The 24875-nt window shown below is 68.4% G+C and carries 22 protein-coding genes and 1 pseudogene; 7 read left to right on the plus strand and 16 right to left on the minus strand.

Annotation, left to right across the window (positions count from 1 at the left end; genetic code table 11):
• Nucleotides 1-3: 3 nt before the first annotated feature.
• The 3 genes from BWR60_RS21000 to BWR60_RS21010 form a co-directional block, all read right to left on the minus strand.
• The gene (locus BWR60_RS21000; RefSeq protein WP_088152967.1) at nucleotides 4-441 is read right to left on the minus strand and encodes a PPC domain-containing DNA-binding protein; all 438 of its coding nucleotides are present in this window, start codon (nucleotides 439-441) and stop codon (nucleotides 4-6) included.
• A 70-nt stretch (nucleotides 442-511) separates the two neighbouring features.
• Nucleotides 512-1039, minus strand: coding sequence for an invasion associated locus B family protein (locus BWR60_RS21005; protein WP_088152968.1), 528 nt, complete (start codon nucleotides 1037-1039; stop codon nucleotides 512-514).
• Between the two features lie 245 nt (nucleotides 1040-1284).
• Nucleotides 1285-2169: a LysR family transcriptional regulator gene (locus BWR60_RS21010; RefSeq protein ID WP_088152969.1), complete on the minus strand. Its 885-nt coding sequence runs from the start codon at nucleotides 2167-2169 to the stop codon at nucleotides 1285-1287.
• Between the two features lie 129 nt (nucleotides 2170-2298).
• On the opposite strand from BWR60_RS21010, the gene BWR60_RS21015 reads away from it, so the two are divergent.
• Together BWR60_RS21015 and BWR60_RS21020 are read left to right on the plus strand one after the other, a co-directional pair.
• Nucleotides 2299-2730 (plus strand): hypothetical protein, encoded by a 432-nt coding sequence (locus BWR60_RS21015; RefSeq protein ID WP_088152970.1) that lies wholly within the window; start codon nucleotides 2299-2301, stop codon nucleotides 2728-2730.
• Nucleotides 2731-2773: 43 nt separating this feature from the next.
• A complete protein-coding gene (locus tag BWR60_RS21020; RefSeq protein WP_088152971.1) occupies nucleotides 2774-3175 on the plus strand; it encodes a response regulator in 402 nt (133 codons plus the stop codon).
• A gap of 23 nt (nucleotides 3176-3198) precedes the next feature.
• On the opposite strand, the gene murA is transcribed toward BWR60_RS21020, so the two are convergent.
• The 5 genes from murA to BWR60_RS21045 form a co-directional block, all read right to left on the minus strand.
• The gene (gene murA, locus BWR60_RS21025) at nucleotides 3199-4536 is read right to left on the minus strand and encodes a UDP-N-acetylglucosamine 1-carboxyvinyltransferase (RefSeq protein ID WP_088152972.1); all 1338 of its coding nucleotides are present in this window, start codon (nucleotides 4534-4536) and stop codon (nucleotides 3199-3201) included.
• Between the two features lie 91 nt (nucleotides 4537-4627).
• Entirely contained in the window at nucleotides 4628-5377 is a 750-nt protein-coding gene (locus BWR60_RS21030) for a metallophosphoesterase family protein (protein WP_088152973.1), read from the minus strand.
• A gap of 61 nt (nucleotides 5378-5438) precedes the next feature.
• Nucleotides 5439-6938 (minus strand): tripartite tricarboxylate transporter permease, encoded by a 1500-nt coding sequence (locus tag BWR60_RS21035; RefSeq protein ID WP_088152974.1) that lies wholly within the window; start codon nucleotides 6936-6938, stop codon nucleotides 5439-5441.
• Between the two features lie 19 nt (nucleotides 6939-6957).
• Nucleotides 6958-7404 (minus strand): tripartite tricarboxylate transporter TctB family protein, encoded by a 447-nt coding sequence (locus tag BWR60_RS21040; RefSeq protein WP_088152975.1) that lies wholly within the window; start codon nucleotides 7402-7404, stop codon nucleotides 6958-6960.
• A gap of 4 nt (nucleotides 7405-7408) precedes the next feature.
• Nucleotides 7409-8383, minus strand: coding sequence for a Bug family tripartite tricarboxylate transporter substrate binding protein (locus BWR60_RS21045; RefSeq protein WP_088152976.1), 975 nt, complete (start codon nucleotides 8381-8383; stop codon nucleotides 7409-7411).
• A gap of 227 nt (nucleotides 8384-8610) precedes the next feature.
• On the opposite strand from BWR60_RS21045, the gene BWR60_RS21050 reads away from it, so the two are divergent.
• Nucleotides 8611-9216, plus strand: coding sequence for a DUF1349 domain-containing protein (locus BWR60_RS21050; RefSeq protein ID WP_088152977.1), 606 nt, complete (start codon nucleotides 8611-8613; stop codon nucleotides 9214-9216).
• A gap of 63 nt (nucleotides 9217-9279) precedes the next feature.
• Here the strand turns inward: BWR60_RS21050 and BWR60_RS21055 are convergent, their stop codons facing one another.
• Both BWR60_RS21055 and BWR60_RS21060 read right to left on the minus strand, forming a co-directional pair.
• The gene (locus BWR60_RS21055; RefSeq protein WP_144445684.1) at nucleotides 9280-9918 is read right to left on the minus strand and encodes a hypothetical protein; all 639 of its coding nucleotides are present in this window, start codon (nucleotides 9916-9918) and stop codon (nucleotides 9280-9282) included.
• A 79-nt stretch (nucleotides 9919-9997) separates the two neighbouring features.
• Nucleotides 9998-10318 carry a hypothetical protein gene (locus BWR60_RS21060; protein WP_088152979.1) on the minus strand — a complete coding sequence of 107 codons (321 nt, stop codon included), beginning with the start codon at nucleotides 10316-10318 and terminating at the stop codon, nucleotides 9998-10000.
• Between the two features lie 91 nt (nucleotides 10319-10409).
• On the opposite strand from BWR60_RS21060, the gene BWR60_RS38715 reads away from it, so the two are divergent.
• A complete protein-coding gene (locus BWR60_RS38715) occupies nucleotides 10410-10544 on the plus strand; it encodes a hypothetical protein (protein WP_275542395.1) in 135 nt (44 codons plus the stop codon).
• Between the two features lie 514 nt (nucleotides 10545-11058).
• Complete coding sequence (locus BWR60_RS21065; RefSeq protein WP_179221873.1) at nucleotides 11059-13974, plus strand: M10 family metallopeptidase; 2916 nt, start codon at nucleotides 11059-11061, stop codon at nucleotides 13972-13974.
• Between the two features lie 106 nt (nucleotides 13975-14080).
• Here BWR60_RS21065 and ligA read toward each other — a convergent pair whose 3' ends face one another.
• The 5 genes from ligA to BWR60_RS21090 all read right to left on the minus strand — a co-directional run bounded on the left by ligA (nucleotide 14081) and on the right by BWR60_RS21090 (nucleotide 20869).
• Nucleotides 14081-16198 carry an NAD-dependent DNA ligase LigA gene (gene ligA, locus BWR60_RS21070; RefSeq protein ID WP_088152981.1) on the minus strand — a complete coding sequence of 706 codons (2118 nt, stop codon included), beginning with the start codon at nucleotides 16196-16198 and terminating at the stop codon, nucleotides 14081-14083.
• A 111-nt stretch (nucleotides 16199-16309) separates the two neighbouring features.
• Nucleotides 16310-17989, minus strand: coding sequence for a DNA repair protein RecN (gene recN, locus BWR60_RS21075; RefSeq protein ID WP_088152982.1), 1680 nt, complete (start codon nucleotides 17987-17989; stop codon nucleotides 16310-16312).
• Between the two features lie 4 nt (nucleotides 17990-17993).
• Nucleotides 17994-18827, minus strand: a complete 834-nt coding sequence (locus tag BWR60_RS21080) for an outer membrane protein assembly factor BamD (RefSeq protein ID WP_230983129.1) — start codon at nucleotides 18825-18827, stop codon at nucleotides 17994-17996.
• Between the two features lie 138 nt (nucleotides 18828-18965).
• The gene (gene lpxC / locus BWR60_RS21085; protein ID WP_088152983.1) at nucleotides 18966-19931 is read right to left on the minus strand and encodes a UDP-3-O-acyl-N-acetylglucosamine deacetylase; all 966 of its coding nucleotides are present in this window, start codon (nucleotides 19929-19931) and stop codon (nucleotides 18966-18968) included.
• A 395-nt stretch (nucleotides 19932-20326) separates the two neighbouring features.
• Nucleotides 20327-20869: a hypothetical protein gene (locus tag BWR60_RS21090; protein ID WP_088152984.1), complete on the minus strand. Its 543-nt coding sequence runs from the start codon at nucleotides 20867-20869 to the stop codon at nucleotides 20327-20329.
• Between the two features lie 308 nt (nucleotides 20870-21177).
• On the opposite strand from BWR60_RS21090, the gene BWR60_RS21095 reads away from it, so the two are divergent.
• The gene (locus BWR60_RS21095; protein WP_144445685.1) at nucleotides 21178-22701 is read left to right on the plus strand and encodes a PBSX family phage terminase large subunit; all 1524 of its coding nucleotides are present in this window, start codon (nucleotides 21178-21180) and stop codon (nucleotides 22699-22701) included.
• Between the two features lie 195 nt (nucleotides 22702-22896).
• Nucleotides 22897-24384 carry a gamma-glutamylcyclotransferase family protein gene (locus tag BWR60_RS21100; protein ID WP_088152986.1) on the plus strand — a complete coding sequence of 496 codons (1488 nt, stop codon included), beginning with the start codon at nucleotides 22897-22899 and terminating at the stop codon, nucleotides 24382-24384.
• Between the two features lie 245 nt (nucleotides 24385-24629).
• On the opposite strand, the pseudogene BWR60_RS37165 reads toward BWR60_RS21100, so the two are convergent.
• Nucleotides 24630-24875 (minus strand): annotated as a pseudogene (locus BWR60_RS37165) (cell division protein FtsZ); the annotation flags it as partial.

Consider the following 24875-nt stretch of genomic DNA (forward strand, 5'->3'; position numbering starts at 1 on the left):
GTGTCAGGCCCGAATCAAAGCGAGCCCGCTTTCCGGATCGAACGCCTTCCGCAGATGCGCCGGGGATTCGGTGACGATCAGCTCCAGCGTCGGCCGCACCCGGGCCTCGGCCAGATGGCCGGCCAGGGCGGTGCCGTCGCGGCGGCCCAGCACCAGATGCACATGCAGCGCCGGCTTGCCGTCGGGCGACACCGCGACGTCGCCGATCAGCGACGCCACCTCGACCTGCTCCTGCACCGGGATCGGAAGGTATTCCTTCCGATCCCAGTCGAAATAGCGCAGCCCGGCCTCGCTGAAGGCGCCGATGCCGGTGATCTGGGCAGCGGTCAGCCGCTCCGCCTCGGCGAAGCGCTGCAGGCTCTCCATCACCGCCTCCCCGGTCTCGAGGATGACGGCGAAGACCCGCTGGCCGTCGGCCGCATGCAGCTGCTTGACGTTCATCCGTCGCTCCCATCGCACTCCTCAGGGCAACGGGCCGCCGAAGCGATGCGTTCCGGCCGGGACGGACGGCTCAGGCGTCGCAGGCGGTGTCGACGTCCCTCAGCGCCGCGGTCACCCCCGCCAGGGAGAAGGTGTAGGCCGTCTTGGTGCCCCGGGCCGAGACCGCCTTCACCAGCATGGTCGCGCCCGCCTTCATCGCCGCGACCAGGGCGTGATCCATCCGGGTGCTGATCGACCAGGCCGTGTCGCCCTTGGTGAACATCCGGAAGCGCTGATCGCCGATGATCGCCGTGACCTCGCTGCCGGTCTTGTAGGCGTATCCGGCCACCAGGCTGACGACGTCGCTGCTGTTCTCGGCCGGCCGGTCGGTGACCAGAAGATAGATGTCGCCGTGCCGCACATTGGTCGGCCGCAGCTCCGTCGGCCGGCTGGCGGCGTAGCACACGGTCCCGCCGGCATCGGCGGCCTGGAAGGAAGACCAGTCCCCGTGCGTGGCAATATAGCGGACATCCCGAGCCGACAGCGGGGTCGCCGCCCCCCAGACGGCGGATGCGGTGACAATGGCGGCGAGCGCGAATGCGTTTCGAAGCTTCGACATGATCCAATCTGTTTGAATGTTTCAGGTCCCGCTGCGATGCAGCCAAGCTGGACTAGTATATGAAAATGATCTCGTAAAGCCTTAATATTCCCCAGATAGTTGCAGGACAATCCGGCCGCCCTGATATCCGCACGCTGCCGCAGGGCGCGTCACGCGCGGCCGAGCAGCCGGGCGAAAGCGCGCCGAAGCTCCGCGGCCTCGTCATCGATCATTCCTCCCGGGCCATGCGTCAGCGTGCTTCGCCGTCAGTCGCCCGTGCCGTCTTCACCCCATCGGATCGGCCATTCCTCCGCCTCGGCGGCCACGGTCCGCAGCGCCTCCAGAGCCGGCTCCAGCACCGTGCGGTCGGCGCTTTCCTGGTAGACCACATGGACGGGGTAGGAGAATTCGGGCGCCCGCGGCACCAGGCGGAGCCGCCCGGCTTTCAGATAGGGCTGCGCCGCCCGGGCCCGGAAATATCCCGATCCACCGCATCTGAGGATGAAGCTCAGCCCCAGCGGGCCGAGATCGACCAGAAGGCCGGGATTCACCAGGTCCGGGAAGTTCATGTTGTGGCTGGCGGAGAAGCGCGGCCCCCAATCGACATAGACATAGCCCGAATTGTCCAGGTCGGTCTCCTGGTGCGTGGTCACGCAGATCAGCTTCTCCGTCAGCAGTTCCTCGATACGCAGGCCGGGCAGCTGCTGGGGCTGATGCATGACCGCGATGTGCAGCAGCCCCTCCGCGATCTGCCGCATCAGCTCACCGGCGATGCTGATCTCGGTCCGGATCGCGACCTGAGGCGCACTGCGCCGCATCTCCAGCAGCCAGTTCAGCAGCAGCGGATTCCACAGGCTGAATTCGCCGCCGAAGGCCAGGAGCGTCCGACCCGTTTCGAGCAGGGCCATCTGCTCGCAGGCATGCCGCCACATCTGCACCAGCGAGGGCGCGTGGCGCAGGAACTGCTCTCCCGCCGGAGTCAGGGCCGCGCCGGACTTGCTGCGCACGAACAGCGCCCGTCCCAGCTGGCTTTCCAGCAGCCGGATGCGCGCCCCCACGGTCGTCTGCGCCACGTTCAGCCGCTCCGCCGCGCGGACAAAGCTGCCGGCATTCACGATTTCGAGGAAGGTCTGCGCGAGCCGGATATCCATGTCCGTATAGCAAAAACATTGCAGTCATCAGTCAATCAATTTCGCTTGTCATAGCGGCATCTGCGCGCAATCGATGGTTCCCAAACGCCGCGCAGCCAATATGCGCGCATCGGCACAGGAGGTTCGGAGATGGCGGACACGACGAAGTTGGGAGACCGCTGGCGCAACTATCGACCGTCGAAAGCGACGGCTTTCTGGTCATGGGTCGCGGTCAGCGCCCTGACGATGCTGATCGGGTTCACCTGGGGCGGATGGGTGACGGGCGGCTCGGCCCAGGACATGGCCCGGCAGGCGCGGGCGGAGCTGGTGGCCGATGTCTGCGTCGCAAATTTCCTGGATGCCCCGGATGCCCAGAAGCAGCTGGCCTCGTTCAAGGACACGAGCAGCTGGCGCCGCAACGATTTCATCAAGGATGGCGGCTGGGCGAAGATCGGTGCCGATGGCAAGCCGACGACCGAGGCGATCTCGCTCTGCGTCAAGAAGCTCGGCGACGCGAAGCTGCCGGCAAAGGAGCAGCAGGCGACCAACGACAAGGCCGACGCCGCCACGGTCACCCGCTAGGCGGGCCGCCGATCGTCAGTGAACCGCTGGAGGGAGCTGCCGGATGGACGCACGGCCGGACACGGACCACGCCGCCCCATCGACCGCCGTGCTGGTGGTCGAGGATGATGCCTTCCTGCGATCCTCGATCGCGTCCTTTCTCGAACAACGCGGCTTCGTGGTCTCGGCGGCGGGCTGTGCCTCGGACGCGATCCGGATCCTGATGACCGGGACACCGGTCGATGTCATCTTCACGGATGCGAGGATGCCGGGCGTCCTGAATGGCCTCGACCTCGCCCGCTGGGTGCGGGATGAGCGGCCGGGGATCACGGTGATCGTCACCTCGGCGGACCTTGGAGCGTCGGAGCCTGCAGCCCGGACGCTGGGCGCCCGGTCCGTGATCCAGAAGCCCTACGATCCCGAGACCGTCGAAAGCCATATCCGGGAGGACAGCATGCATTCCTGATGCATGCGCCCTCCGCTCGGCCGTCAGCCGGCGGCGTCGACCCGCCGGATCCGGGCACCGCAGCGGCGCAGCCGGTCGACCAGGCTGTCATAGCCGCGGTCGACATGCTCGACCCCGTGCAGCGTGCTGGTGCCCTCGGCGCCCAGCGCCGCGATCAGCAGGGCGGCGCCGGCGCGGATGTCGGTCGCCGTCACCTCCGCCCCGTGCAGCGCCGGGACGCCGCGGATCACGGCGTGGTTGCGCACCACCCGGATGTTGGCGCCCATGCGCTGCAGCTCCGGCACATGGCGGAAGCGGTTCTCGAACAGCGTCTCGGTGATCATCGCCGCGCCCTCGGCGCAGGACAAAAGGGCCATGGCCTGGGGCTGCAGGTCGGTGGCGAAGCCGGGATAGGGCTGGGTCATGATGTCGACCCCGACCAGCCCGCCGGCGCCGCGCCGGGCGGTGACCGCGCCACCGGCCGCCGCGATCTCGATCCCCGCATCCTGGAACACCGGCAGCGCAGCGCTCAGCAGCTCGGTCGAGGCGCCGGCCAGGCGCAGCTCCCCCCCCGTGGCCGCGGCGGCGCAGATCAGCGTGCCCAGCTCGATCCGGTCCGGCAGCACGTCATAGGTGGCGCCGTGCAGCCGGTCGACGCCGCTGATGTGCAGCGTGTCGGTGCCGATGCCGTCGATGCGGGCGCCCATCGCCGACAGGCAGCGGGCCAGGTCCGTCACCTCCGGCTCGCGCGCGGCGTTGGTGATGCTGGTCTCGCCCTTGGCCAGCGTCGCCGCCAGCATCAGGTTCTGGGTGGCGCCGACCGAGGGGAAGGGCAGCACGATGGCGGCGCCGCGCAGCCCGCCCGGCGCGCTCAGCACCACCTCGCCGCCCTCGATCTCGGCGGTCGCGCCCATCTGGCGGAAGCCGGCGAGGTGGAAGTCGACCGGCCTGAGGCCGATGGCGTCGCCGCCCGGCAGCGGCAGGGCGATCCGGCCCAGCCGGGCCAGCGCCGCGCCGGCGATCAGGAAGGAGGCGCGCATGCGGGACACCAGGGCCGAATCGACCCGGCCGCTGCCGAAGCCGGCGCCGCCCAGGGTGCCGGTCAGGGCCGGGCCGCTCTCGTCCCAGGACACCTCGGCGCCGAGCTCGGCCAGGATGCCGGCCAGGATGGCGACGTCGAGGATCCGCGGCAGGTTGCGCAGCGTCAGCCGCTCGTCGGTCAGGGCGGCGCAGACCATCAGCGGCAGCGCCGCGTTCTTGGCGCCGGCGACAGCGATCTCGCCCCTGAGGGGCACGCCGCCGTCGATCTCCAGCCGTCCGGCCGCCGACGCGGTCCACCACGGCGCCGCACGACGGAACGACACGACATTTGCACGCGACATGGGCACCCGGCTCCACAACCTTGATCAGGACATCGTTACCGCCGGGATAGCACGACCGACCCTGCGGCGGTCCAGCCGGAAGCGAAACGAGTCAGGATCCGGGCGGATGGGAGAAGCCGGTCGCCAGCTGGTGCGCCCATTCGGGACGGCCGTTCTCCGCTGCCCTTCGGGCCGCGCGCTCGTGGTCGTAGGGGATGGCGATCAGCTCCGCCGCCACCCGGTCCCCGTCCAGCTCCAGCATCGCGTAGCGGGCGGCGGGCGACCCCGATTCGGAGACATGGGCCGGCGGCGTCGGGTCGTCATAGGCCGGGGCCCCGATGCTGCCGGGATTGAGGATCCAGCGGCCATCTGGCAGGCGCAGCAGCCACGGCAGGTGGCTGTGGCCGCACAGCACCACCCGGGCAGAGACACCGGCCAGCCGCGCGGCGATGGCGTCGGTCGGGGCGTGGACCAGCCGGCCGGCCTCGACATCCTCCAGCAGATAGGCGTTGTCGTCCCCCGGCCGGGCATGGAAGGCGGTGATGCCGCCCGGCAGCTCCAGCCGCGCCGGCAGGGCGCCGAGCCACGCCCGGCCGGCGGCGCCCACCTCGCTGCGGGCGTAGCCGTCGGAGCTCCGCGGCGAGTCGTCTCCGTCCTCCCACACCCAGCGGTCATGGTTGCCGCGCACGGTCGGCCAGCCCTTGGCCATCAGCAGGTCCAGCGTCTCGCGCGGCCAGAGCGGGCCGGAGACGCAGTCGCCGAGATTGACGATGGCGTCGGCGCCGCGGCGGCCGAGATCGGCCAGCACGGCCTCGAGGGCCGGGAGGTTGCCGTGGATATCGGCGAGGACGGCGAAGCGCATGCGGGACCTGCGGCGGAGGGCGGGAGGGCCACGATGCCGCCCCGCCGCACCGATGGGAAGCTTACTCCGCCAGCGCCTGCTCGCGCTTGCGCGTGATCGCCGGCACCAGCATCGCCAGCAACAGGATCGCCACGACCGCCAGCAGCACCGCGCTGATCGGGTGGGTCAGGAACACGGTGAAGTCGCCGTCCGACAGCAGCATGGCGCGGCGGAAATTCTCCTCCAGCTGCGGCCCCAGCACCAGGCCGAGCAACAGCGGCGCCGGCTCGGCCTTCACCTTGACGAAGAAATAGCCGACCAATGCGAAGCCCAGCATCAGCCAGACATTGAACATGCTGTTGGCGATGCCGTAGGTGCCGATGCAGCAGAACAGCACGATCGCCGGGAACATCAGCCGATAGGGGATCTTCAGCATCGAGATCCAGATCCCGATCAGCGGCAGGTTGATCACCAGCAGCATCAGGTTGCCGACCCACATGCTGGCGACCACGCCCCAGACCAGCTGCGGCTGCTCGGTCATGATCTGCGGCCCGGGCTGGATGCCGTGCATCATCAGCGCCCCGATCATCAGCGCCATCAGGGCGTTGGACGGGATGCCCAGCGTCAGCAGCGGGATGAAGCTGGTCTGCGCCCCGGCATTGTTCGCGGCCTCCGGCCCGGCCACGCCCTCGATCGCGCCCTTGCCGAAGCGGCCGGGGTCGCGCGCCAGCTTCTTCTCCATGGCATAGGCGGTGAAGGGCGGCAGCGCGGCGCCGCCCCCCGGCAGCACGCCGAGGAAGGAGCCGATGGCGGTGCCGCGGACCATCGCCGGGAAGGCCTGGCGCAGCTCGGCCCAGCGGGGCATCAGGTCGCGCACCCGGCTGCTGACCAGCTGGCGCGGCTGCGGCCGGTCGAGATTGGCCATGATCTCGCCGAGGCCGAACAGGCCCATGGCGATCGGCACGAAGTCGAGCCCGTCGCCCAGCTCCGGAATGCCGAAGGTCAGGCGCGAGGCGCCGGAGGAGACGTCGATGCCGACGATGCCGAGCAGCAGGCCCAGCACCACCATGGCCAGCGCCTTGGCCACCGAGCCATGCGCCAGGATCACCGCCGCGATCAGGCCCAGCACCAGCAGGCTGAAATACTCGACCGCGGTGAACTGCAGCGCCAGGGCGGCGAGCGGCAGGGCCAGCAGCGCGATCACCACCGTCGCCACCGTGCCGGCGAAGAAGGAGGAGATGGCGGCGATGGCGAGAGCCAGCCCGGCCTTGCCCTGGCGTGCCATCTGGTGGCCGTCGAGGCAGGTGACGACCGATGAGGTCTCTCCCGGCACATTGACCAGGATCGCCGTGGTCGAGCCGCCGTACTGCGCGCCATAGAAGATGCCGGCGAGCATGATGAAGGCCGAGGAGGGATCCAGCCCGAAGGTGAAGGGCAGCAGCAGCGCCACGGTCGGGATCGGCCCGATGCCGGGCAGCACGCCGATCGCCGTGCCGATCAGCACGCCGAACAGGCAGTACAGCAGGTTCTGCAATTGCAGCGCCGTGGTCAGGCCGAGGAGCAGGTTGTCGAACAGGTCCATGGCGTCCCTGGAATACGGCCTAGAAGCGCGGCCAGACCGGCACCGGCAGGTCCAGCAGCAGCACGAACAGGATGACGGCGGCGGCGCTGAGCCCGACGGCGAAGACGGCGGTCTCGCGCAGCCGCGTCTCTCGGCTGGCGAGGCCGGCGACAACGACCGTGGCGAAAGCGGCGACCGCCAGCCCGGCCTTGGCGGCGAGCAGGGCGAAGATTGCGACGGCGGCGAGGACGCCGAGGATCGGCCGCAGCTTCGGCGCCTCGATCCCCTCCCCGCCGATCGCCAGGCTGCGCAGGGCGAAGACCAGGCCGAAGCCGGCGGCGCCGATCGACAGCACCCGCGGCATGAAGCCCGGCCCCATATCGGCCGGGCTGCCGAAGCTGAGCTTGCGGGTGGCGACCAGGACGACGGCCGCCACGACGCAAAGGAAGAGGCCGAACAGCAGGTCCGGCCAGTTGATGCGCGTCACCCCGTCACTCGCCCTTGATGCCGGCGTCGGCGATCACCTTGCCCCAGGCCGCGGTGTTGGTGGCGAGCCAGGAGCCGAGATCCGCCGGCGGGCCGGCGACGACCCGACCGCCCTGCTGGGCAACCCGCTCCGCCACCTCCGGCTGCTTCAGGATCTCGCCGAGGGCCTGGTTCAGCTTGTCGACCAGGGCCGGCGGCGAGCCGGCGGTGGTCAGCAGGCCCTGCCAGGACCCGACATCGGCGGAGGGCAGCTTGGCCTCGGCGAAGGTCGGGAGGTCCGGCGCGCTGGCGATCCGGTCCTGGCCGGTCACCGCGATGCCGCGCAGCTGGCCGTTGGCGACGAAGGGCAGGGTCGCGGTGGCGCCGTTGATGATCACCTTGCTCTCGCCCGACACCACGGCCTGGGTGGCCGCGGAGCCGCCGCGATAGGGCACGGTCTTCCACTGGATGCCGAGATCCTTGGCCATGGCGACGGCGGTGATGTGGTTGACCCCGCCGATGCCGGAATTGGCCACCGCCAGCTTGCCGGGATTGGCCTTGGCATAGTCGACCAGCTCGGCTGCATTGGTCACCGGCAGGTCCTTGTTCACCGCCAGCACATAGGGCACGAACATGATCATGCCGACCGGCGCCAGATCCTTCAGCGGATCGTAGGACAGGTCCTTGAACAGGCCCGGCGCGGTGGCGATCGAGCCGACATCCGCCAGGAGCAGCGTGTGCGCGTCCGGGTCGGCCTTGGCCACGGCGTCGGCGCCGATATTGCCGGCGGCGCCCGGCTTGTTCTCGACCACCACGGTCTGGCCGATCGCCTCGGAGAGCTTCGGCGCGATGATCCGCGCCAGCGTGTCGGAAGTCCCGCCCGGCGCGTAGGGGACGATGATGCGGACGGTGCGTTCGAAATTCTGTGCGGATGCCTGCCCGGCGGCCCCGAGCATCGCGAAGCCGGCGGCGAGCGCGAGCGCGCTGCGTCTGGTGATCATGGTTGGTCCTCCCCCTGATGAATCGTCTGGATCGCTCGTCTTGAAGCGGGCTTATGCGGACGGTACGGAGGTCATCGATCCGACTCCATGTCCAAGACGGCATCGATCGATGCGCCACGAGCATCAATCCAGGGGATTTCAGGGCCCTTCCGTCGCTAGATCATGCCTCTTGCCCCGCCGACAGGCCTCGCGTCTGATGGCGCGGCAACGAGCGAGGGAGCGGCGCGGTGGACATCCTGAACGAGAGCTTCCTGTCCCCTGCCCTCGACCCGCGCCTGGCCTGGACCAACCCGCCGCCCGACTGGTCGATCGGGCCGGAGGGCTTGCGGCTGCGCACCGCGGCCGGAACCGATTTCTGGCAGGGCACGCATTACGGCTTCCGGGTCGACAACGGCCATGTGCTGGCGCTGCCGGTCGACGGCGACTTCGTGATGGAGACGGTGCTGCGCGGCAGCCCCCTGCACCAGTACGACCAGGCCGGGCTGATCATCCGCCTGTCGCCGGAGAGCTGGATCAAGACCTCGGTCGAGTTCGAGACGGCGGCGCACAGCCGCCTCGGCGCCGTGGTCACCAATGCCGGCTGGTCCGACTGGTCGACCCAGGACGTGCCGACCCGGCCGGGCGGTGCGATCGGCTTCCGTATCCGCCGCACGGGGGCCGACTACATCGTCGAGGCCGCGCCGGAAGGCGATGACCGCTGGGTGCAGCTGCGCATCGCCCGGCTGCACGCCGATGACGGCGCCGGCCCGGTGCTGGCCGGCCTGTACGCCTGCAGCCCCAAGGCCGCGGGCTACGAGGCGCGGTTCGCCCATCTGCGGATCACCCGGCCGTAGGACGGCACCCCGAACCGGTTCGAACGGACGCTTTGGCGGGCACTCCTGGAAGCGCCTCCCGCCTCACTCCAGCGAGATCATCGCGGCCCGCCGGCTGGTGATCTCATCCCGCGCCTTCGCCTCGCACGCCTGCAGGGCCCGTTGGTGTTCCCGGTGCATCTCCAGCAGATCGGGAATCCAACTGCCGGGCCGGAAGGCCTCGATCGTGGTCGGCCGCCAGTCGTCATAGGCGGCACCCGGCCGGCTGGCCATGGCCATCCCGAACACAACCTCGCCGTCCGCCAACAGATAGGCCTCGCCACGGCTGTCGGCATGCGGATCCGGATGGGACGAGGTGAACTCCTTGAAGGTGACACCGTAGCGACGGCCCCGATAGGCGAAGCGCGCGGCGAAGTCCTTCATGTTGTCGGCGACCATCTCGAGATCGGTGTATTCGGGCGGCACCGAGCGGTCCTTGGCATGACAGGACCAGGCGACGAACCGGCGGACATCCCATACCAGGGCGGACAGCGCGTCGCCGATGCCGCTGCTCTCCATGAAATGCTGTGCCTCGGACACCCTGGCGCGTTCTTCCGCGGTGCAGGCCGGGCACGCATTCCGCTCGTCCCGCTCGAGTTGCCGGGCCCTGTCCCTGAACTCGTCGACCAGGGACCGCCACTTCTCCAGATGAGCGTTTCCCAAAGCAGCCTCCTCCTTGGCCACATGGGACAATGGTGCGCCGTTTGGGACGGAATGCAAGGCCCAGCATGCTTCTGACCGCGGCGAAGCCAGGCCCGATCCGTCATGGCAGGTCGCCGGCCTGCCGCTCCGCCTCCGCCGCCAGCGGATGGCCGGCATAGGCCCGGGCGAAATCCCGATAGGCCTGGGCCGTGCCGGCTCGGCGGGCGGCATCGAAGGCGGCATAGACCGCCGCGTCCGGATCGCCGGCGAGAGGTCGCTGGTCCGGCGCCGTCCGCAGCGCCAGGCGCCGGCGCGCCTCATCCGCCAGGGCGCGGTCGGGATGGCGGGCGATGAAGCGGATCAGCGCCGCATTCGAGCCCTCGTCGACGGCGCCTTGGAATTCCTGCGCGATCACCAGCGCCTCATCCGGCGGGGGCGCCATGACGGATTGCGCCGACACCCATCCGCCTTCGCGAACCGGAACAGCGCCATCACTCCGGCCATCGCCGCTGTCCGCCCGGCAGGACAAGGATATGAACAATGTCAGCAATGCCGGCGGCATCGTGAATCTGCCCAGGACTCTCATTGTTCCCGTCGATCTGGCCGCACGCATCCTGCGCCTCGCCGTCAATTCGACTGCATGCGAAAGGCAAGCCCCTGAAGGCTAGACTTGGAATATGGCGAATCCATGAGCCCATTTCAGAGAAAACCCTTAGGAAATCAGTCAATATCAGTCACATCCCAAATTGTTGATTTGATCATACAATTCCATTCCCTTGCCACTTCTTGACATCGGAAAGAATTTTATCTACAATAGTAAAGATAGGAAAAGATCGTTTCCATTGGGACATCTTGCAATGAGGTAGGATCGAGACTCGTCCTTTTCCGAAACTGGACAAAGTCACGACATCTTCGCGACAAGGTTCCGTGCCACAAGGAATGTGGGCCCGAGCATCTGCGATCGCGGAACGGCTCGGAGCTCGAACGATCATAGATCAATCAAAAATGTTGCGGATATCACTGAAGGGTTGCGGATCTTCACCACGTTAGGGGAGACCCGATATGACGTCTTTGCCATTTTCTGACTCAAACCTGCTGACATCGAACGACGATCTTTTCCATACGCCCCTGAACGGGTCGCCGCTTTGGAAGCTGTCGGACGACCTGACGATCCACAACACGATGTTCGACGCGTCCCGGCTGGACGCGATCCTCGCCGGCGGCGGCCCCATGGCCGATGCCATCCGCGCGGCGATTGGCGATCGGTCCGACGGGTTCGTCGTCCCCGCCCCCACCACCAGCACCGGGACCGGCGCGCCGAAGCCGGAGGAGCAAGGCTCGGGCGACCCCACCGTGGCCGTGGCCGCGTCCGGCAACCAGTTGATCGACGGCATCCTGGCCGGTATCCGCTGGTCGGACGGCTTCATCACCTACAGCGACCCGGACTCCGTGTCCGACTACCAGGCCGGCCATCCGGAGGCCTTCACCGGCTTCCATCAGATGACGGCGCAGCAGATGATCGCCGTCCATTTCGCGCTCAACTCCGCGATCTTCACGCAGCCTATCGGGGCCAGCGGCTTCGGCGTCGAAGGCTTCACCAATCTCGGCATCGACTATGCCGGCAGCGGTTCGGGGGCCGGCACGATCCGGGTGGTCAACACCACCGACCCGGGCACGGCCTACGCCTACTACCCGAACACGGCCGTCTATGGCGGCGATGCTTTCTTCGGGCCCAGCGGCGACCTGCCGACCGCCGGCAACTACGACTGGCACACCGTGATCCATGAGCTCGGCCACGCGCTGGGCCTCAAGCACGGCCAGGAGACCGGCGTCTATGGCGCCCTGCCGGCCGACCACGACTCGCTCGAATTCTCGGTGATGACGTACCGTACCTTCATCGGCGACGACACCAGCGGCTACAATTACGAGACCTGGGGGGCACCCCAGACCTTCATGATGCTGGACATCGCCGCGCTGCAATACATGTACGGCGCGGACTTCACCACCAATTCCGGCAACACGACCTACACCTGGAGCCCGACCGGCGGTGACACCTTCGTCAACGGCTCCCTCGCCATCGATCCGGGCGGCAACCGCATCTTCGCGACGATCTGGGACGGCGGCGGCGTCGACACCTATGACCTGTCGAACTACACCACCAATCTGAGCCTGGACCTGAATCCCGGCGGCTATTCCGTCTTCTCCTCGGCCCAGCTGGCCTATCTCGGCGGCGGCCCGAACGGCGGCTATGCCCGCGGCAACATCTTCAACGCGCTGCTGTTCAACGGCGATTCCCGGTCCTACATCGAGAATGCCAATGGCGGCAGCGGCAACGACACCATCCAGGGCAATGCCGTCGACAACGTGCTGAACGGCAATGCCGGCGCCGACACCATCAACGGCAACAGCGGCAACGACACCGTCAACGGCGGCGATGGGAACGACGTCCTGACCGGCGGCCTGGGCATCGACGTGGTCAATGGCGGCGCCGGCAACGACTGGATCGAAGGCGGCTTCTCCACCGACACCGTCAATGGCGGCGACGGCAACGACACCTTCTATGTCCGCGACGGCGAGTTCGGCGACAACACCACCGGCGGTGCCGGGGTCGACACGCTCGATCTCAGCAACTACTCGTCGCGCGGGTCGACCGTGAACCTCGCCTCGGGGACCTACGACTTCGTGGCCACCTTCGGCGGCCCCTACACCATCACCGGGGTCGAGAACGTCAACGGCACGCAGCTGGTCGACACGATTGTCGGCGACGGCGCCAACAATGCACTCTACGGCAATGGCGGCAACGACAGCATCCAGGGCGGCGCCGGAGCCGATTTCATCAGCGGCGGCAACGGCGACGACCTGATTCAGGGCGGCGCCGGCGACGACGTTCTGACGGGCGGCGGCGGCAAGGACCAAGTCTACGGCAATGACGGCAACGACCGCTTCTACATCGAGGCCGGGTGGAATGCCGGCATCGGCGAGGCCTTCTTCGGCGGTGCCGGCATCGACACCTTCGATGCGTCGACCGTGATCTTCGTCGGCTTCTCCGCCACCATCAACCTGCAGGATGGCATCTTCACCGACAGCAATTTCCCGGGCTACGAGATCTGGCTGTCGAGCGTCGAGAATGCCATCGCCACCGATGAGAACGACACCGTCACCGGCTCCGGAGAGAACAACGTCCTGACCCTCGGTGCCGGAAACGACACCGCATGGGGGTTGGGCGGCAATGACAGCCTGCTGGGTGAGGCCGGCAACGACGTCCTGCGCGGTGGCGCAGGGGCCGACATTCTCAACGGCGGTGCCGGCATCGACACCGCCAGCTACTACGAGAGCTCGACCGGCATCTCGGTCAACCTCGCGACCGGCACCGGTACCGGCGGCGACGCCCAGGGCGACACGCTGATCGGGATCGAGAACCTCTCGGGCAGCCAGGGCAACGACACCCTGGTCGGGAATTCCGGCGCCAATACGCTGCAGGGCTGGAACGGCGACGACGTGCTGCGCGGTGGGGCCGGGGCCGACATCCTCAATGGCGGCAACGGTGTCGATACCGCCAACTATGGCGACAGCACCGCCGCGATCTCGGTCAGCCTCCTCACCGGCACGGGCAGCGGCGGCGACGCCGCCGGCGACACCCTGACCGCGATCGAGAACCTCTCCGGCGGCCAGGGCAATGACGGGCTGGCCGGGAATGCCGGCGCCAACACCCTGCAGGGCTGGAACGGCAACGATAGCCTCGTGGGCGGCGGCGGCAAGGATACCCTGACCGGCGGCTCCGGGACCGACCGCTTCTACTATATGGCCCTGAGCGACAGCGTGGTCGGGGCGAATGCCGACCTGATCACCGACTTCAGGCACGCCCAGGCCGACCGCATCGACCTGAGCGCGATCGACGCCAGCACCAGCGTCGCCGGCAACCAGGCCTTCACCTTCATCGGTACCGGCCTCTACACCGGCGTCGCCGGCCAGCTGCGCTACAGCTCGAGCGGCGGCGTCACCATCGTGGCCGGCGACGTCAACGGCGACAAGGTGTCGGACTTCCACATCCAGCTCACCGGCACGATCGCCCTGGTAGCCGCCGATTTCGTGCTGTGAGCCGGCTCAAACACGAAGCCTAGGGGACATCGGAAACTCGCAGGGCCCGGGGATCATCCTCCGGGCCCTTTTCCGTTCCCCGCGGCCGCGCCGGGTGCCGGGCCGGTCAGGCCCCCGCCCCGCCGATCAGCTCGATCCATTCCGGCTCGGTCAGGGTGGTGACGCCGAGCTCACGCGCCTTGGCGGCCTTGGATCCGGCATCGGCGCCGACCACCAGATAGTCGGTCTTGCCGGAGACCGAGCCGGCGACCTTGGCGCCGAGCGCTTCCGCCCGCGCCTTCGCCTCCGGCCGGGTCATCGTCTCCAGCGTGCCGGTGAACACCACGGTCTTGCCGGCCACGGCGCTGGAGGTGGCGCGCGACCGCACGAAATCCTGCACCGTCAGCTGCGCCGCCAGGTCGTCCAGCACCGTGCGGTTGTGCTCCTCGGCGAAGAAGGCCAGCAGGTCGTCGGCCACCGACGGGCCGATCTGGTCGATCGCCGTCAGGTCGCGCCAGGCCTCGCTGTCTCGGTCCTGCGCCGCCTCCATGCCCGCCCGCCAGGCGGCGAAGCTGCCATAGTGCCGGGCCAGCAGCTTGGCCGTCGCCTCGCCCACCTGGCGGATGCCGAGAGCGTAGATGGCACGGTCCAGCGGGATGGTCCGGCGGGTCTCGATCGCCTCGAACAGCTTCTGCGCGCTTTTCGGCCCCCAGCCCTCGCGGTTGCGCAGCGGGGTGAGGCTGGCCTTGTCCTTCTCCTCCAGCCGGAAGATGTCGCCGGGGGTCCGGATCAGCCCATCGGCGTGGAAGGCGCGGATGTGCTTGTCGCCCAGCCCCTCGATATCGAAGGCGTTGCGCGACACGAAGTGGCGCAGCCGCTCCACCGCCTGGGCCGGGCAGATCAGGCCGCCGGTGCAGCGGCGGATCGCCCCGCCCTCCTCCCGCACCGCCAGGCTGCCGCATTCCGGGCAATGGTCGGGGAAGACGTATTCGACCGTCCCTTCCGGGCGGCGCTCCAGGATCACCTGGACGATCTGCGGGATGACGTCGCCGGCGCGCTGCACCACCACGGTGTCGCCGATCCGCACGTCCTTGCGCTTGATCTCGTCCTCATTGTGCAGCGTGGCGTTGGAGACGACGACGCCGCCGACGGTGATCGGCTCCAGCCGCGCCACCGGGGTCAGCGACCCGGTGCGGCCGACCTGGATGTCGATCGCCTTCAGCACCGTCTGCGCCTGCTCGGCCTTGAACTTGTGCGCCGTGGCCCAGCGCGGCGCCCGGCTGACGAAGCCCAGCCGCTCCTGCCAGTCCAGCCGGTCGACCTTGTAGACCACGCCGTCGATGTCGAAGGGCAGGCTGGACCGCATCGCTCCGATCTCGTCGTAATAGGCCAGCAGCTCCTCGGCGCTGTGGCACAGCCGCGACGGCTCGTTCAGCCGGAAACCCCAGCCGGAAAAGCGCTTGCGGATGTCGACGATGGTCTTGCCCAGCGGCTCCGACACCTCGCCCCAGGTGTAGCCGAAGAAGCGCAACGGCCGCGACGCGGTGATCGACGGGTCGAGCTGGCGCAGGCTGCCGGCAGCGGAGTTGCGCGGATTGGCGAAGATCGGCTCCCCCGCCTCGGCCCGGCGGGCATTCAGCGCCGCGAAATCGCTGCGGTCCATATAGACCTCGCCGCGGATCTCCAGGATATCCGGCGCGTCGCCGTTGAGGCGCTGCGGCACGTCCTTGATGGTCTTGACGTTGGCGGTGACGTCCTCGCCCTCGCTGCCGTCGCCGCGGGTCGCGGCCTGGACGAAGCGGCCCTTCTCGTAGCGCAGCGAGCAGGACAGGCCGTCGATCTTCGGCTCGGCCATGATCGCCACCGGCCGCTCCGGATCGTCGCGCAGTTCCTTGATGAAGGACCGGACCGAGCTGAGGAAGTCGTGCACATCCTCCGGCGTGAAGGCGTTGCCGAGCGACAGCATCGGGATGGCGTGGCGGATCTTCCTGAAGCCCCCTGCCGGCGCCGCGCCGACCTTGGCCGAAGGGCTGTCCGGCCGGATCAGCTCGGGGTACAGCGTTTCCAGCTCGGCATTGCGCCGGCGCAGCGCGTCGTATTCCGCGTCCGAAACCGTCGGCGCGTCGTGCTGATGATAGGCGATGTCGTGGCCGGCGATCTCCTTCGCCAGCGCCTCCAGCTCCGTCGCCGCCTCCTCGGGCGTCAGCGCGTCCACCGGCCGGCCGCGCAGATCCTGGTCGCTCATCACCGCCTCCCTCACACGGCCCGGGCGCGCCGCAGCGCCGTTCCCGCCCGCCGACTCATCCGGAAATCCTAATGGCTGCAGCCCCGGTCACGCGAGATCCGTTCGACCGGGTTACGAACGGGCGGCCAGCAGGCTGTCGGCCGCGGCGCGCGCCTCCGCCGTGATCTTCGCGCCGGACAGCATCCGGGCGATCTCCTCGCGCCGCTCCTCGGCCGTCAGAGGCGCCACCTGGGTGACGACGCCGCCGGCGCGATCGGATTTGCGCACCTGCCAGTGGTGGTCGGCGCGGGCCGCCACCTGCGGGCTGTGGGTCACCACCAGCACCTGCACCTGGTGGCCGAGACGCTTCAGCCGCTCGCCCACCGCATCGGCCACGGCGCCGCCGATGCCGGCATCGACCTCGTCGAAGATCATCGACGGCAGGGTGCCAGGCGTGCCGCGCTGATGCACCAGCACCACCTTGATCGCCAGCATGAAGCGGGCCAGCTCGCCGCCCGAGGCGATCTTGCCGATCGGACCGGGCGGGCTGCCGGGATTGGCCGCGACCAGGAAGGTGACGCGGTCGAGCCCGGCCGGACCCCACTCCGCCTCCGCCAGCCGCTCGACCTCGGTGACGAAGCGGGCCCGCTCCATCTTCAGGGGCGGCAGCTCGGCCTTCACCCCCGCATCCAGCTTCGACGCGGCCTTCCGCCGGGCCTTGGACAGCGCCTCGCCGGCCTGGACATAGGCGGCGCGGCTCTCGGCCGCGGCCGCGGCCAGGTGCGCCAGGACGGCCGCCCGGTCCTCGACCAGGGCCAGCCGCTCGGCGAACTGGCGGCGCAGATCGGGCAGCGCCTCGGTCTCCACCCCGTGCTTGCGGGCCAGGGAGCGCAGCGCGTAGAGCCGGTCCTCGAGCCGTTCCAGCTCGCCGGCGTCGAGATCGATGTCGGTGGAGAAGCGCTCGATCGCGGCCGCGGCCTCCGCCGCCTCGTCCAGAGCGCGGCCCAGCTGCTCCAGCACCGGGTCCAGGCGGCCGGCGGCGCGGTCGGCGATGCGCTGCAGCGCGCGCTGCGCCGCCACCAGCGACCGCTCGGCGCCGCGGTCGCCGGACAGCTCCGAGAGCGCGGCGGTGACGCCCTCCATCACCTTCTCGCGGTGCTGCAGCAGGGCCCGGCGCTCGGCCAGCTGCGCCTCCTCGCCCGACTCCGGCGCCAGCGCCTCCATCTCCTCGACCGAATGGCGCAGGAAGCCTTCCTCGGCCTGGGCCCGCTCGGCCTCGGCCAGGGCGTCCTCCTGCCGCCGCAAGGCGCCGCGCCAGGCCTCCCAGGCCTTGGCGCTGGCGGCGGCGAGCGCCCCGGCGCCGGCATAGGCATCCAGCACCTCGCGATGGGTGCGGGGATCGAGCAGCCCCTGGGTGTCGAACTGGCCATGCACCTCGACCAGCCCGGCGCCGATCTGGCGCAGCAGGCCGATCGACACCGGCTGGTCGTTGACGAAGGCGCGGCTGCGGCCGTCGGCGCCGACGCTGCGGCGCAGCACCAGCGCGTCGTCGACCGGCAGATCCTGGTCGGCGAGAAGCCGCTTCACCGGATGATCGTCGGGCAGCAGGAACTCGGCGCTGACGGTCGCGGCGTCCGCCCCATGCCGCACCAGCCCGGACTCGCTGCGGCCGCCGAGGGCGAGGCCGAGCGCGTCGAGCAGGATCGACTTGCCGGCGCCGGTCTCACCGGTCAGCGCCGACAGGCCTTCGGCAAAGCCGAGCGAGAGCTGTTCGATCAGAACGACATTCCTGATCGAAAGTCCGGCCAGCATGGGATCAGAAGAGCGACTCGAGGGTGCGGTCGAAGAAGCCCTTCTCGTCATCGGGCGGCCGGATGCCGGCCCCGGTCAGCGTCACATAGGCGTCCTGGTACCAGGGGTCACCCGGATAGTTGTGGCCCAGCACAGCCGCCACGTGCCGCGCCTCCTCCTTCAGGCCGAGCGCGACATAGGCCTCGACCAGGCGCTCCAGCGCCTCCGGCACCTGGCTGGTGGTCTGCCAGTTCTTGATCACGCTGCGGAACCGGTTGATCGCGGCGTTGTACTCGCCCCGCTTCAGGTAGAAACGGCCGATCGACATGTCCTTGCCGGCGAGCTGGTCGTAGGTCAGGTCCAGCTTCAGCTTGGCGTCGCGGGCGTAGTCGCTGTTCGGGAAGCGGGTGATGACGTCGTTCAGCGCGTTGGTCGCCAGCTGGGTGATGCGCTGGTCGCGCTCGACGTCCGAGATCCGGTCGTAATAGCAGAGCGCCTTGAGGTAATAGGCGTAGGCCAGCTCCTCGCTGCCCGGATGCAGGCTGATGAAGCGGTCCAGCGCCACGGTCGCGCCGTCATAGTCGCCGCGCTTGTAGCTGGCATAGGCCGACATCAGCTGGGCCTTGGTCGCCCAGCTCGAATAGGGGTGCTGCCGCTCGACCTCGTCGAACCGGGACGAGGCGGTCTTGAAGTCGTTGTCGTCGAACGCCTGCTGCGCCTGGGAATAGAGCGCCTCCGGCGGCTGGTCCGCTGCGGGCTTGTCCTTGTCGGAGGAGGAACCGCCGCAGGCGGCGAGAAGAACGGCCGGCAGGACGAGCCCGACCCGCGCCAGGTGGCGAAACTGCAGACGCTTGTTCACTCGATCATCGCCTTCGGTTCTGTCCGGGCCCCTATATACCCACCCCGAACGCGAATGGCGAGACGCCTTCCCGCAGACGGACGCACGCCGCCCTTCCGCGAGAATCGGGGAAGGGCGGCGGCGGCAAGCGGAACGGGATCAGGCCGCGTTGGCGGTGGGCAGCGAAGCGGCAGCGGCCGCGGGCCGGGCCCAGGGCTCAGCCGCGGTCTCGGCGCCGAAGCTGGTGTCGTAGCACCAGGCGGTGTCGTCGGCGAACAGGGCCCGCAGCAGCTGGTTGTTCAGCGCGTGGCCGGCCTTGTAGCCATGGAAATGACCGAGGATCGGGGCGCCGGCGAGGTACAGGTCGCCGATCGAGTCGAGGATCTTGTGGCGCACGAACTCGTCCTCGTAGCGCAGGCCCTCGGCGTTCATCACCCGGTCGCCATTGACCACGATCGCGTTCTCCAGCGACCCGCCGCGCGCGAGGCCGTGGCGGCGCAGCGCCTCCACCTCCTGGGCGAAGCCGAAGGTGCGGGCGCGGGCGATCTCGGTCTTGAAGTTGCCGTTCGCCAGCCGGATCAGGCCTTCCTGATGCGCGATGGCGCGGCTCGCGAAGTCGATCTCGAAGCTGAAGGTGGTGCTGGCCGACGGCGTCAGCCGGGCCCAGCGGTCCTCGGCCGTGACCTCGACCGGGCGCAGCACGCGGATGCTGCGGCGCAGCGCCGGCTGGCTGACCAGCCCGGCGCATTCGATCAGGAACACGAAGGGGGCGGCGCTGCCGTCCATGATCGGCACTTCCGGGCCGTTCAGCTCGACCACGGCGTTGTCGACGCCGCAGCCGCGCAGCGCAGCCATCAGATGCTCGATGGTGCCGACCGCGACGCCCTGGGCGTTGCTGATGACGGTGCACAGACGCGTGTCCGTGACCTTGTCCCAGCGCGCGGTGATGCTGCGCCGGCCCTGGGGGGCGTCGGTGCGCACGAAGACGATGCCGGTGTTGATCTCACCGGGGCGCAGCACCATGGTCACGTCCTGGCCACCATGCAGGCCGACGCCGGTGCACTTGATCGCGGTCTTCAGCGTCTTCTGCGTTGCCGCACCCGATTCCGCCGAGAGGTGAGCCACGATGGGGGGTATCCTTCGCTTCGCTTAACATGCACTTCGCAGCGCAAAGTGCTGATCGAGCGCCCCTTTCGGGACGAAGGCACCCTAGACCGGCAGGCACGCCAGAAAAAATCACACTTTGTTTCGGACTGTTACGTGCCGGTGTTCGAATTGCGACCGGACGGAGCAAGCGCCTCCAGCCTCGTGCTACGGCATTCACACGGGCGATGTCCGATTGCCTCTCCCGCCTGGCGGGAGAGGTCGGGCTCGCGCAGCGAGACCGGGTGAGGGCGGGCTCAGGCCTCGACAAAACCCCCTCACCCGGAGGCGCAAGCGCCTCCGACCTCTCCCGTAAACGGGAGAGGCAAAACACTCGGTTCTCTTAATCAAAGGCACCTCACCGAAGAACCGCGCCCTTACCCCGTGTCCGGGGCCGGCGGTTTGCGGCCGGTGGCCGAGCGGGGCGCAGGCGGATCGTCCTCGTCATCCTCGTCCGGCAGGAAGCCCAGTTGCTCCATGGCCTCGTCGGCCATTTCGAGCCAGCGCTCCACCCGCACCGGGAAGCCCCACCGCCGGCACAAGGCCGCCACCGCGACCGGGGCCCGGCTGGCTTCGATCAGCTCCACCACCTCCGGCCGCTCCAGCCGCTCGCGCATCTCGGCGACGCGGCGAGCGATCTCCTCATTGTCCTTCGACACCTCGGAAGCGGCCGCCAGCATCGCCAGCTTCACCCGCAGATCGTGAAAGTCCTCCTGCGCCGCCTCGCGCTTCGCCGCAGCCTTGCGACGCTCGACGACTTGTTGCGACAGCTTGTCCTTGATCAGCAGGGTCAGCCGCACCGAGCGCGCGACGGTGGCGATGCGCCAGCAATAGTCGACCCCGGGCTGCGGCGCCTGCAGCGCCTCCTGCTGCGTCGCCCGGGCGATCGACATCTGGATCTCGACCAGTTCCGCCAGCACGTGCAGATCCGACGCCCCCGCTTCCGCCGGAGCGGATGGGGCCTCCGAACTCGAATCGGTCTCCGCCTTGTCCATGGAACATAGCATGAACAAGATCGCAGATTAATACAAGGCCACGATGTGTTAACAGGCTCCACCCGATGCCGGGAGAGGCGGCGCCGCCGGCCGGATCGTCCGATTCAATGTTCCCTCTTTGTTCTTGACGCGATGCCGCGTCACGCCGCACAATTCCGGCAGTGTCGAAGAGTCATGCCCGCCCGGCCCCGCCGCGGCGGGCATTTTCATGCGAGGCCGGGATGCGGAGGAATGTGACGGGGAGCAGACTGGGCTGGAGCGATATCGCCGGGCAGCTTCACAGCGACGCCGGGGCGGCGGTCCTCTTCGCCCGCTTCGATCACGGCAACGGCAGGAGACGGGCCCACGAGATGCCGAAGCGGCCCGAAACCCTGATCCTGTGCTTCGAGACAACGGCCAGGCGGCGGCGACGGGGAGAGCCCCTGCCGGAGCCGATGCGCCGGCTGACCGGCGCGACCGAGGCCCGGCTGTCCCCGGGCGCCGCCACCGGCCGCGCCGCAGCCGCCCTGCTACAGCTGGAACAGGCATATCGGGAGTTCCGCAACCTGGACGAATCGGCGGCCACCCTGCCCCGGCCCGACCTGGCGCCCGCGTTCCGGCCGCTGCTGGAGCGGTCGCGCTACAAGGGCGCCTATGGCGGCCGCGGCTCCGGCAAGTCGCATGTCTTCGCCGAGCTGCTGGTGCGGCGCTGCATCGAGGCGGCGCCGGTGCGGGCGGTGTGCATCCGCGAGGTGCAGCGCTCGCTCGACCAGTCGGTCAAGCGGCTGCTCGAGGACAAGATCCAGGCGCTGGGCGTGGGCAGCCACTTCCGGGTGCAGGCCGATCGCATCCTGGCGCCCGGCGGCGGGCGGATCATCTTCCAGGGCATGCAGAACCATACGGCGGAGTCGATCAAGTCGCTGGAGGGCTACGACGTCGCCTGGGTGGAGGAGGCGCAGGCGCTGTCGATCCGCAGCCTCGACCTGCTGCGCCCCACCCTCCGCAAGCCGGGGTCGGAGCTGTGGTTCTCATGGAATCCGACCCGGGCGACCGACCCGGTCGACGCGCTGTTCCGCGGCGGGCCGCCGCCGCCCGACACCGTGCTGGTGGCGGTGAAACATTCCGACAACCCGCATTTCCCGGCGGTGCTGCGGGCGGAGATGGAGTGGGACCGGCAGCGCGACGCCGACAAGCACCAGCATGTCTGGCTCGGCGGCTATCGCACCCACAGCGAGGCCCGGGTGTTCAGGAACTGGAAGGTGGAGGCGTTCGAGACGCCGGCCGGCGCCCAGTTCCTGTTCGGCGCCGATTGGGGCTTCGCCCAGGACCCGACGGTGCTGGTGCGCTGCTTCGTGCAGGATCGGACGCTGTTCGTCGACCACGCAGCCCATGCCGTGGGCTGCGAGATCGACCGCACGCCGGCGCTGTTCGACACCGTGCCGGGGTCGCGGCAGGGCCAGATCATCGCCGACAGCGCCCGGCCGGAGACGATCAGCTACATGCAGCGCCACGGCTTCGGCGGCATCAAGGGGTCGACCAAGGGGGCGGGGTCGGTGGAGGACGGAATCGAGTTCCTGAAGGCGCACGACATCCTGGTGCACCCGCGCTGCCGGCACCTGATCGAAGAGCTGGCCGTCTACAGCTATCGCACCGACCCGAAGACCGGCGCGACCCGGTCGGAGGTCGAGGACCGCGACAACCACGTGGTCGACGCCCTGCGCTATGCCGTCGAGGGGCTGCGGCGGGGCAGCTATGACAGCTCGATGAAGTGGGTGTGACGGGGGGCGCCAGCGATGGCGGGGCAGTGCACGGGTGTACGCGGCTTTGGCTGGACGGCGCGGCCGGTTTGTCCCCAAAAGCGAACATCTCGCGTTGCCGTACCGGATTTTGGAAGCTCAGCGACATCGGTCTATTGTTCAGGCTTTCACAAGCCCCTTCAGCGCGGTGCGATGAGCCCATCGCGGGAGCCGATCATGTTGAAAGCTACCGAAGAGGAAATCGAGAAAGTCCGGGAATACTTTGAATGGCAGGCACCCGATCTCGAAGTAACCTTCATGCAAAAGGTCTACTCGGAGGCCATCCTGAACACCGGCCACGATGTATGGGATATCCACACCAACAAGGATCGCTGGTGGGTGATCACGGGTGGCACAAATCTCTACTCTCAGGAGCAATTCCCAAATATGGACCTTGCTCTAACCTTCCATATTGGCCTGATCCTCCGTATCCCGCGCACAGAAGAACAACAGCAAGACGATCTACGCATCCTCCCGTTCGGTCCCGTCTTCGATAAGATGGAAGAAGCCGGCATCGCCGTGACACAGTCACATAACCTCACGGACTATCAGGCCGTCGGCGTCCGCTGCCGTGAGGTGCTACTCGAGTTGATCAGCGTCGTGCAGGACGCGGCAATGTGGACCGAGACACCGCCACAACGTGCGAACTTCCGCGCGTGGACGGAAGTCATCTGCAACAATCTTCTGCCGGGCGATACCAACAAGGAGCGTCGCGGCGCTCTCAAGGGCGCGCTTGAGTCCGCATGGACGTTTTCCAACTGGCTGACGCACTCAAAGTCGGCCACCTGGATTGATGCCGATATGGCGCACTCGTTGACCCAGCACGCCAGCGGCATGGCGTCCTCACTGATCCTTCGCGAGTTGCGCGGCGTGCCCGAGGAATGCCCAAACTGCGGCTCACCGCATCTCGAACCCGAACAGGGCGAAAATACCGCGGCACCCAGCGTACTTTGGGAACGACCGTGCTGCGCCGACTGCGGATGGACCGGCAGGCCCGTTCCAGTCCTCGACATCGAGAATGGCCAGCCCATCATCACGCGCGAAGGCGAGGAATCCGACGAGCACGGCATCATGACAGTACCGCTGCGCAGGATCCTTAAGCCGGGCGATCCGCCGATCGAGCCCCTGAAGAAAATAGAGACCGGGCCACCAGAGCCCGTCGTCTATTTTGCCTACGGGTCCAACATGTCGACCGTCCGGCTGCGCAAGCGCATGCCGAGTTGCAAGCCGCTCGGCATTGCTACTTTGCCCGGTTATGCGCTTCGCTTCCATAAGCGCGGCATGGACAAGTCCGGGAAGTGCAACGCTTTTGCCAGTGGCAACGACAATACCGTGATCGGAGTCCTGTTCAGCTTCGATCCTGCCGAGCGTGCCAAGCTAGATGAGGCCGAAGGCGTTGGCAGTGGCTACGAGCACGTGATGGTCACGGTCATCAATGACAAAGGTCGCCGGAGGAAGGTCCTTACATATCTCGCCGCCCCCGACTACATCGACGACAGCCTCAGACCCTATGGCTGGTACAAGGACTTTGTCCTTGCAGGCGGCAATGAACATGGTCTGCCGCCGGAGTATATTGCCCAATACATCCAGTCGGTTGAGGCGATCGAAGATCCCAACAAGACACGGGACAAGAAGCAGCGGGCCTCGCTCGAAAGTCCCGGCTGAAGGTCTGGCTCTCCCGCTTGGACATCGGTTCTCCTTCTCAGAGAACTGTCCCTATTTCCATGTCTCGCCAATGGGGTCCACTCCAGAGGTGACTGTCCCGTAACGGACTGCTGCGTGCCGGCGCTCTGACCGCGACCACAGCATAGAAAAAGCCGCCCGCAGTGAGCGGGCGGCCGAGGCACATGAAAATTCCCACCGGCCGCGAGGGGAGCGTGCGGCCGGTGGCGGAAGCGGCAGGTCCGGCCTCAGTTCGCCTGGCGGCGGAGGAAGGCCGGGATGTCGAGCGCGTCCTCGTCGCTGCGCGGCAGCGGCGCGCGGCCGGCATCGATCGCCAGGCGCTGCTGCGCCACCGGGCGCGGCGCCTCCGGGGCCCGCGCCGGCTCGGCAGCGGCGCGCGGCGCCGGCTCCTGGCGCAGCGTCGGCTCGTGATGCGCCTCGGGCTGCGGCTGCTCCTCCTCCCGCAGCAGGCCGGTCACCCGACGGAACAGGCC

This window comes from Inquilinus limosus (assembly GCF_002195995.1).
Lineage (GTDB): Bacteria > Pseudomonadota > Alphaproteobacteria > DSM-16000 > Inquilinaceae > Inquilinus > Inquilinus limosus_C.

Bases quoted from the DNA above. Each gene is read 5' to 3' on its own strand.
- BWR60_RS21000 (WP_088152967.1), bottom strand. From the start codon at position 441: ATGAACGTCAAGCAGCTGCATGCGGCCGACGGCCAGCGGGTCTTCGCC.
- BWR60_RS21005 (WP_088152968.1), bottom strand. From the start codon at position 1,039: ATGTCGAAGCTTCGAAACGCATTCGCGCTCGCCGCCATTGTCACCGCA.
- BWR60_RS21010 (WP_088152969.1), bottom strand. From the start codon at position 2,169: ATGGATATCCGGCTCGCGCAGACCTTCCTCGAAATCGTGAATGCCGGC.
- BWR60_RS21015 (WP_088152970.1), top strand. From the start codon at position 2,299: ATGGCGGACACGACGAAGTTGGGAGACCGCTGGCGCAACTATCGACCG.
- BWR60_RS21020 (WP_088152971.1), top strand. From the start codon at position 2,774: ATGGACGCACGGCCGGACACGGACCACGCCGCCCCATCGACCGCCGTG.
- murA (WP_088152972.1), bottom strand. From the start codon at position 4,536: ATGTCGCGTGCAAATGTCGTGTCGTTCCGTCGTGCGGCGCCGTGGTGG.
- BWR60_RS21030 (WP_088152973.1), bottom strand. From the start codon at position 5,377: ATGCGCTTCGCCGTCCTCGCCGATATCCACGGCAACCTCCCGGCCCTC.
- BWR60_RS21035 (WP_088152974.1), bottom strand. From the start codon at position 6,938: ATGGACCTGTTCGACAACCTGCTCCTCGGCCTGACCACGGCGCTGCAA.
- BWR60_RS21045 (WP_088152976.1), bottom strand. From the start codon at position 8,383: ATGATCACCAGACGCAGCGCGCTCGCGCTCGCCGCCGGCTTCGCGATG.
- BWR60_RS21060 (WP_088152979.1), bottom strand. From the start codon at position 10,318: ATGGCGCCCCCGCCGGATGAGGCGCTGGTGATCGCGCAGGAATTCCAA.
- BWR60_RS38715 (WP_275542395.1), top strand. From the start codon at position 10,410: ATGAACAATGTCAGCAATGCCGGCGGCATCGTGAATCTGCCCAGGACT.
- BWR60_RS21065 (WP_179221873.1), top strand. From the start codon at position 11,059: ATGTTCGACGCGTCCCGGCTGGACGCGATCCTCGCCGGCGGCGGCCCC.
- ligA (WP_088152981.1), bottom strand. From the start codon at position 16,198: ATGAGCGACCAGGATCTGCGCGGCCGGCCGGTGGACGCGCTGACGCCC.
- recN (WP_088152982.1), bottom strand. From the start codon at position 17,989: ATGCTGGCCGGACTTTCGATCAGGAATGTCGTTCTGATCGAACAGCTC.
- BWR60_RS21100 (WP_088152986.1), top strand. From the start codon at position 22,897: ATGTTGAAAGCTACCGAAGAGGAAATCGAGAAAGTCCGGGAATACTTT.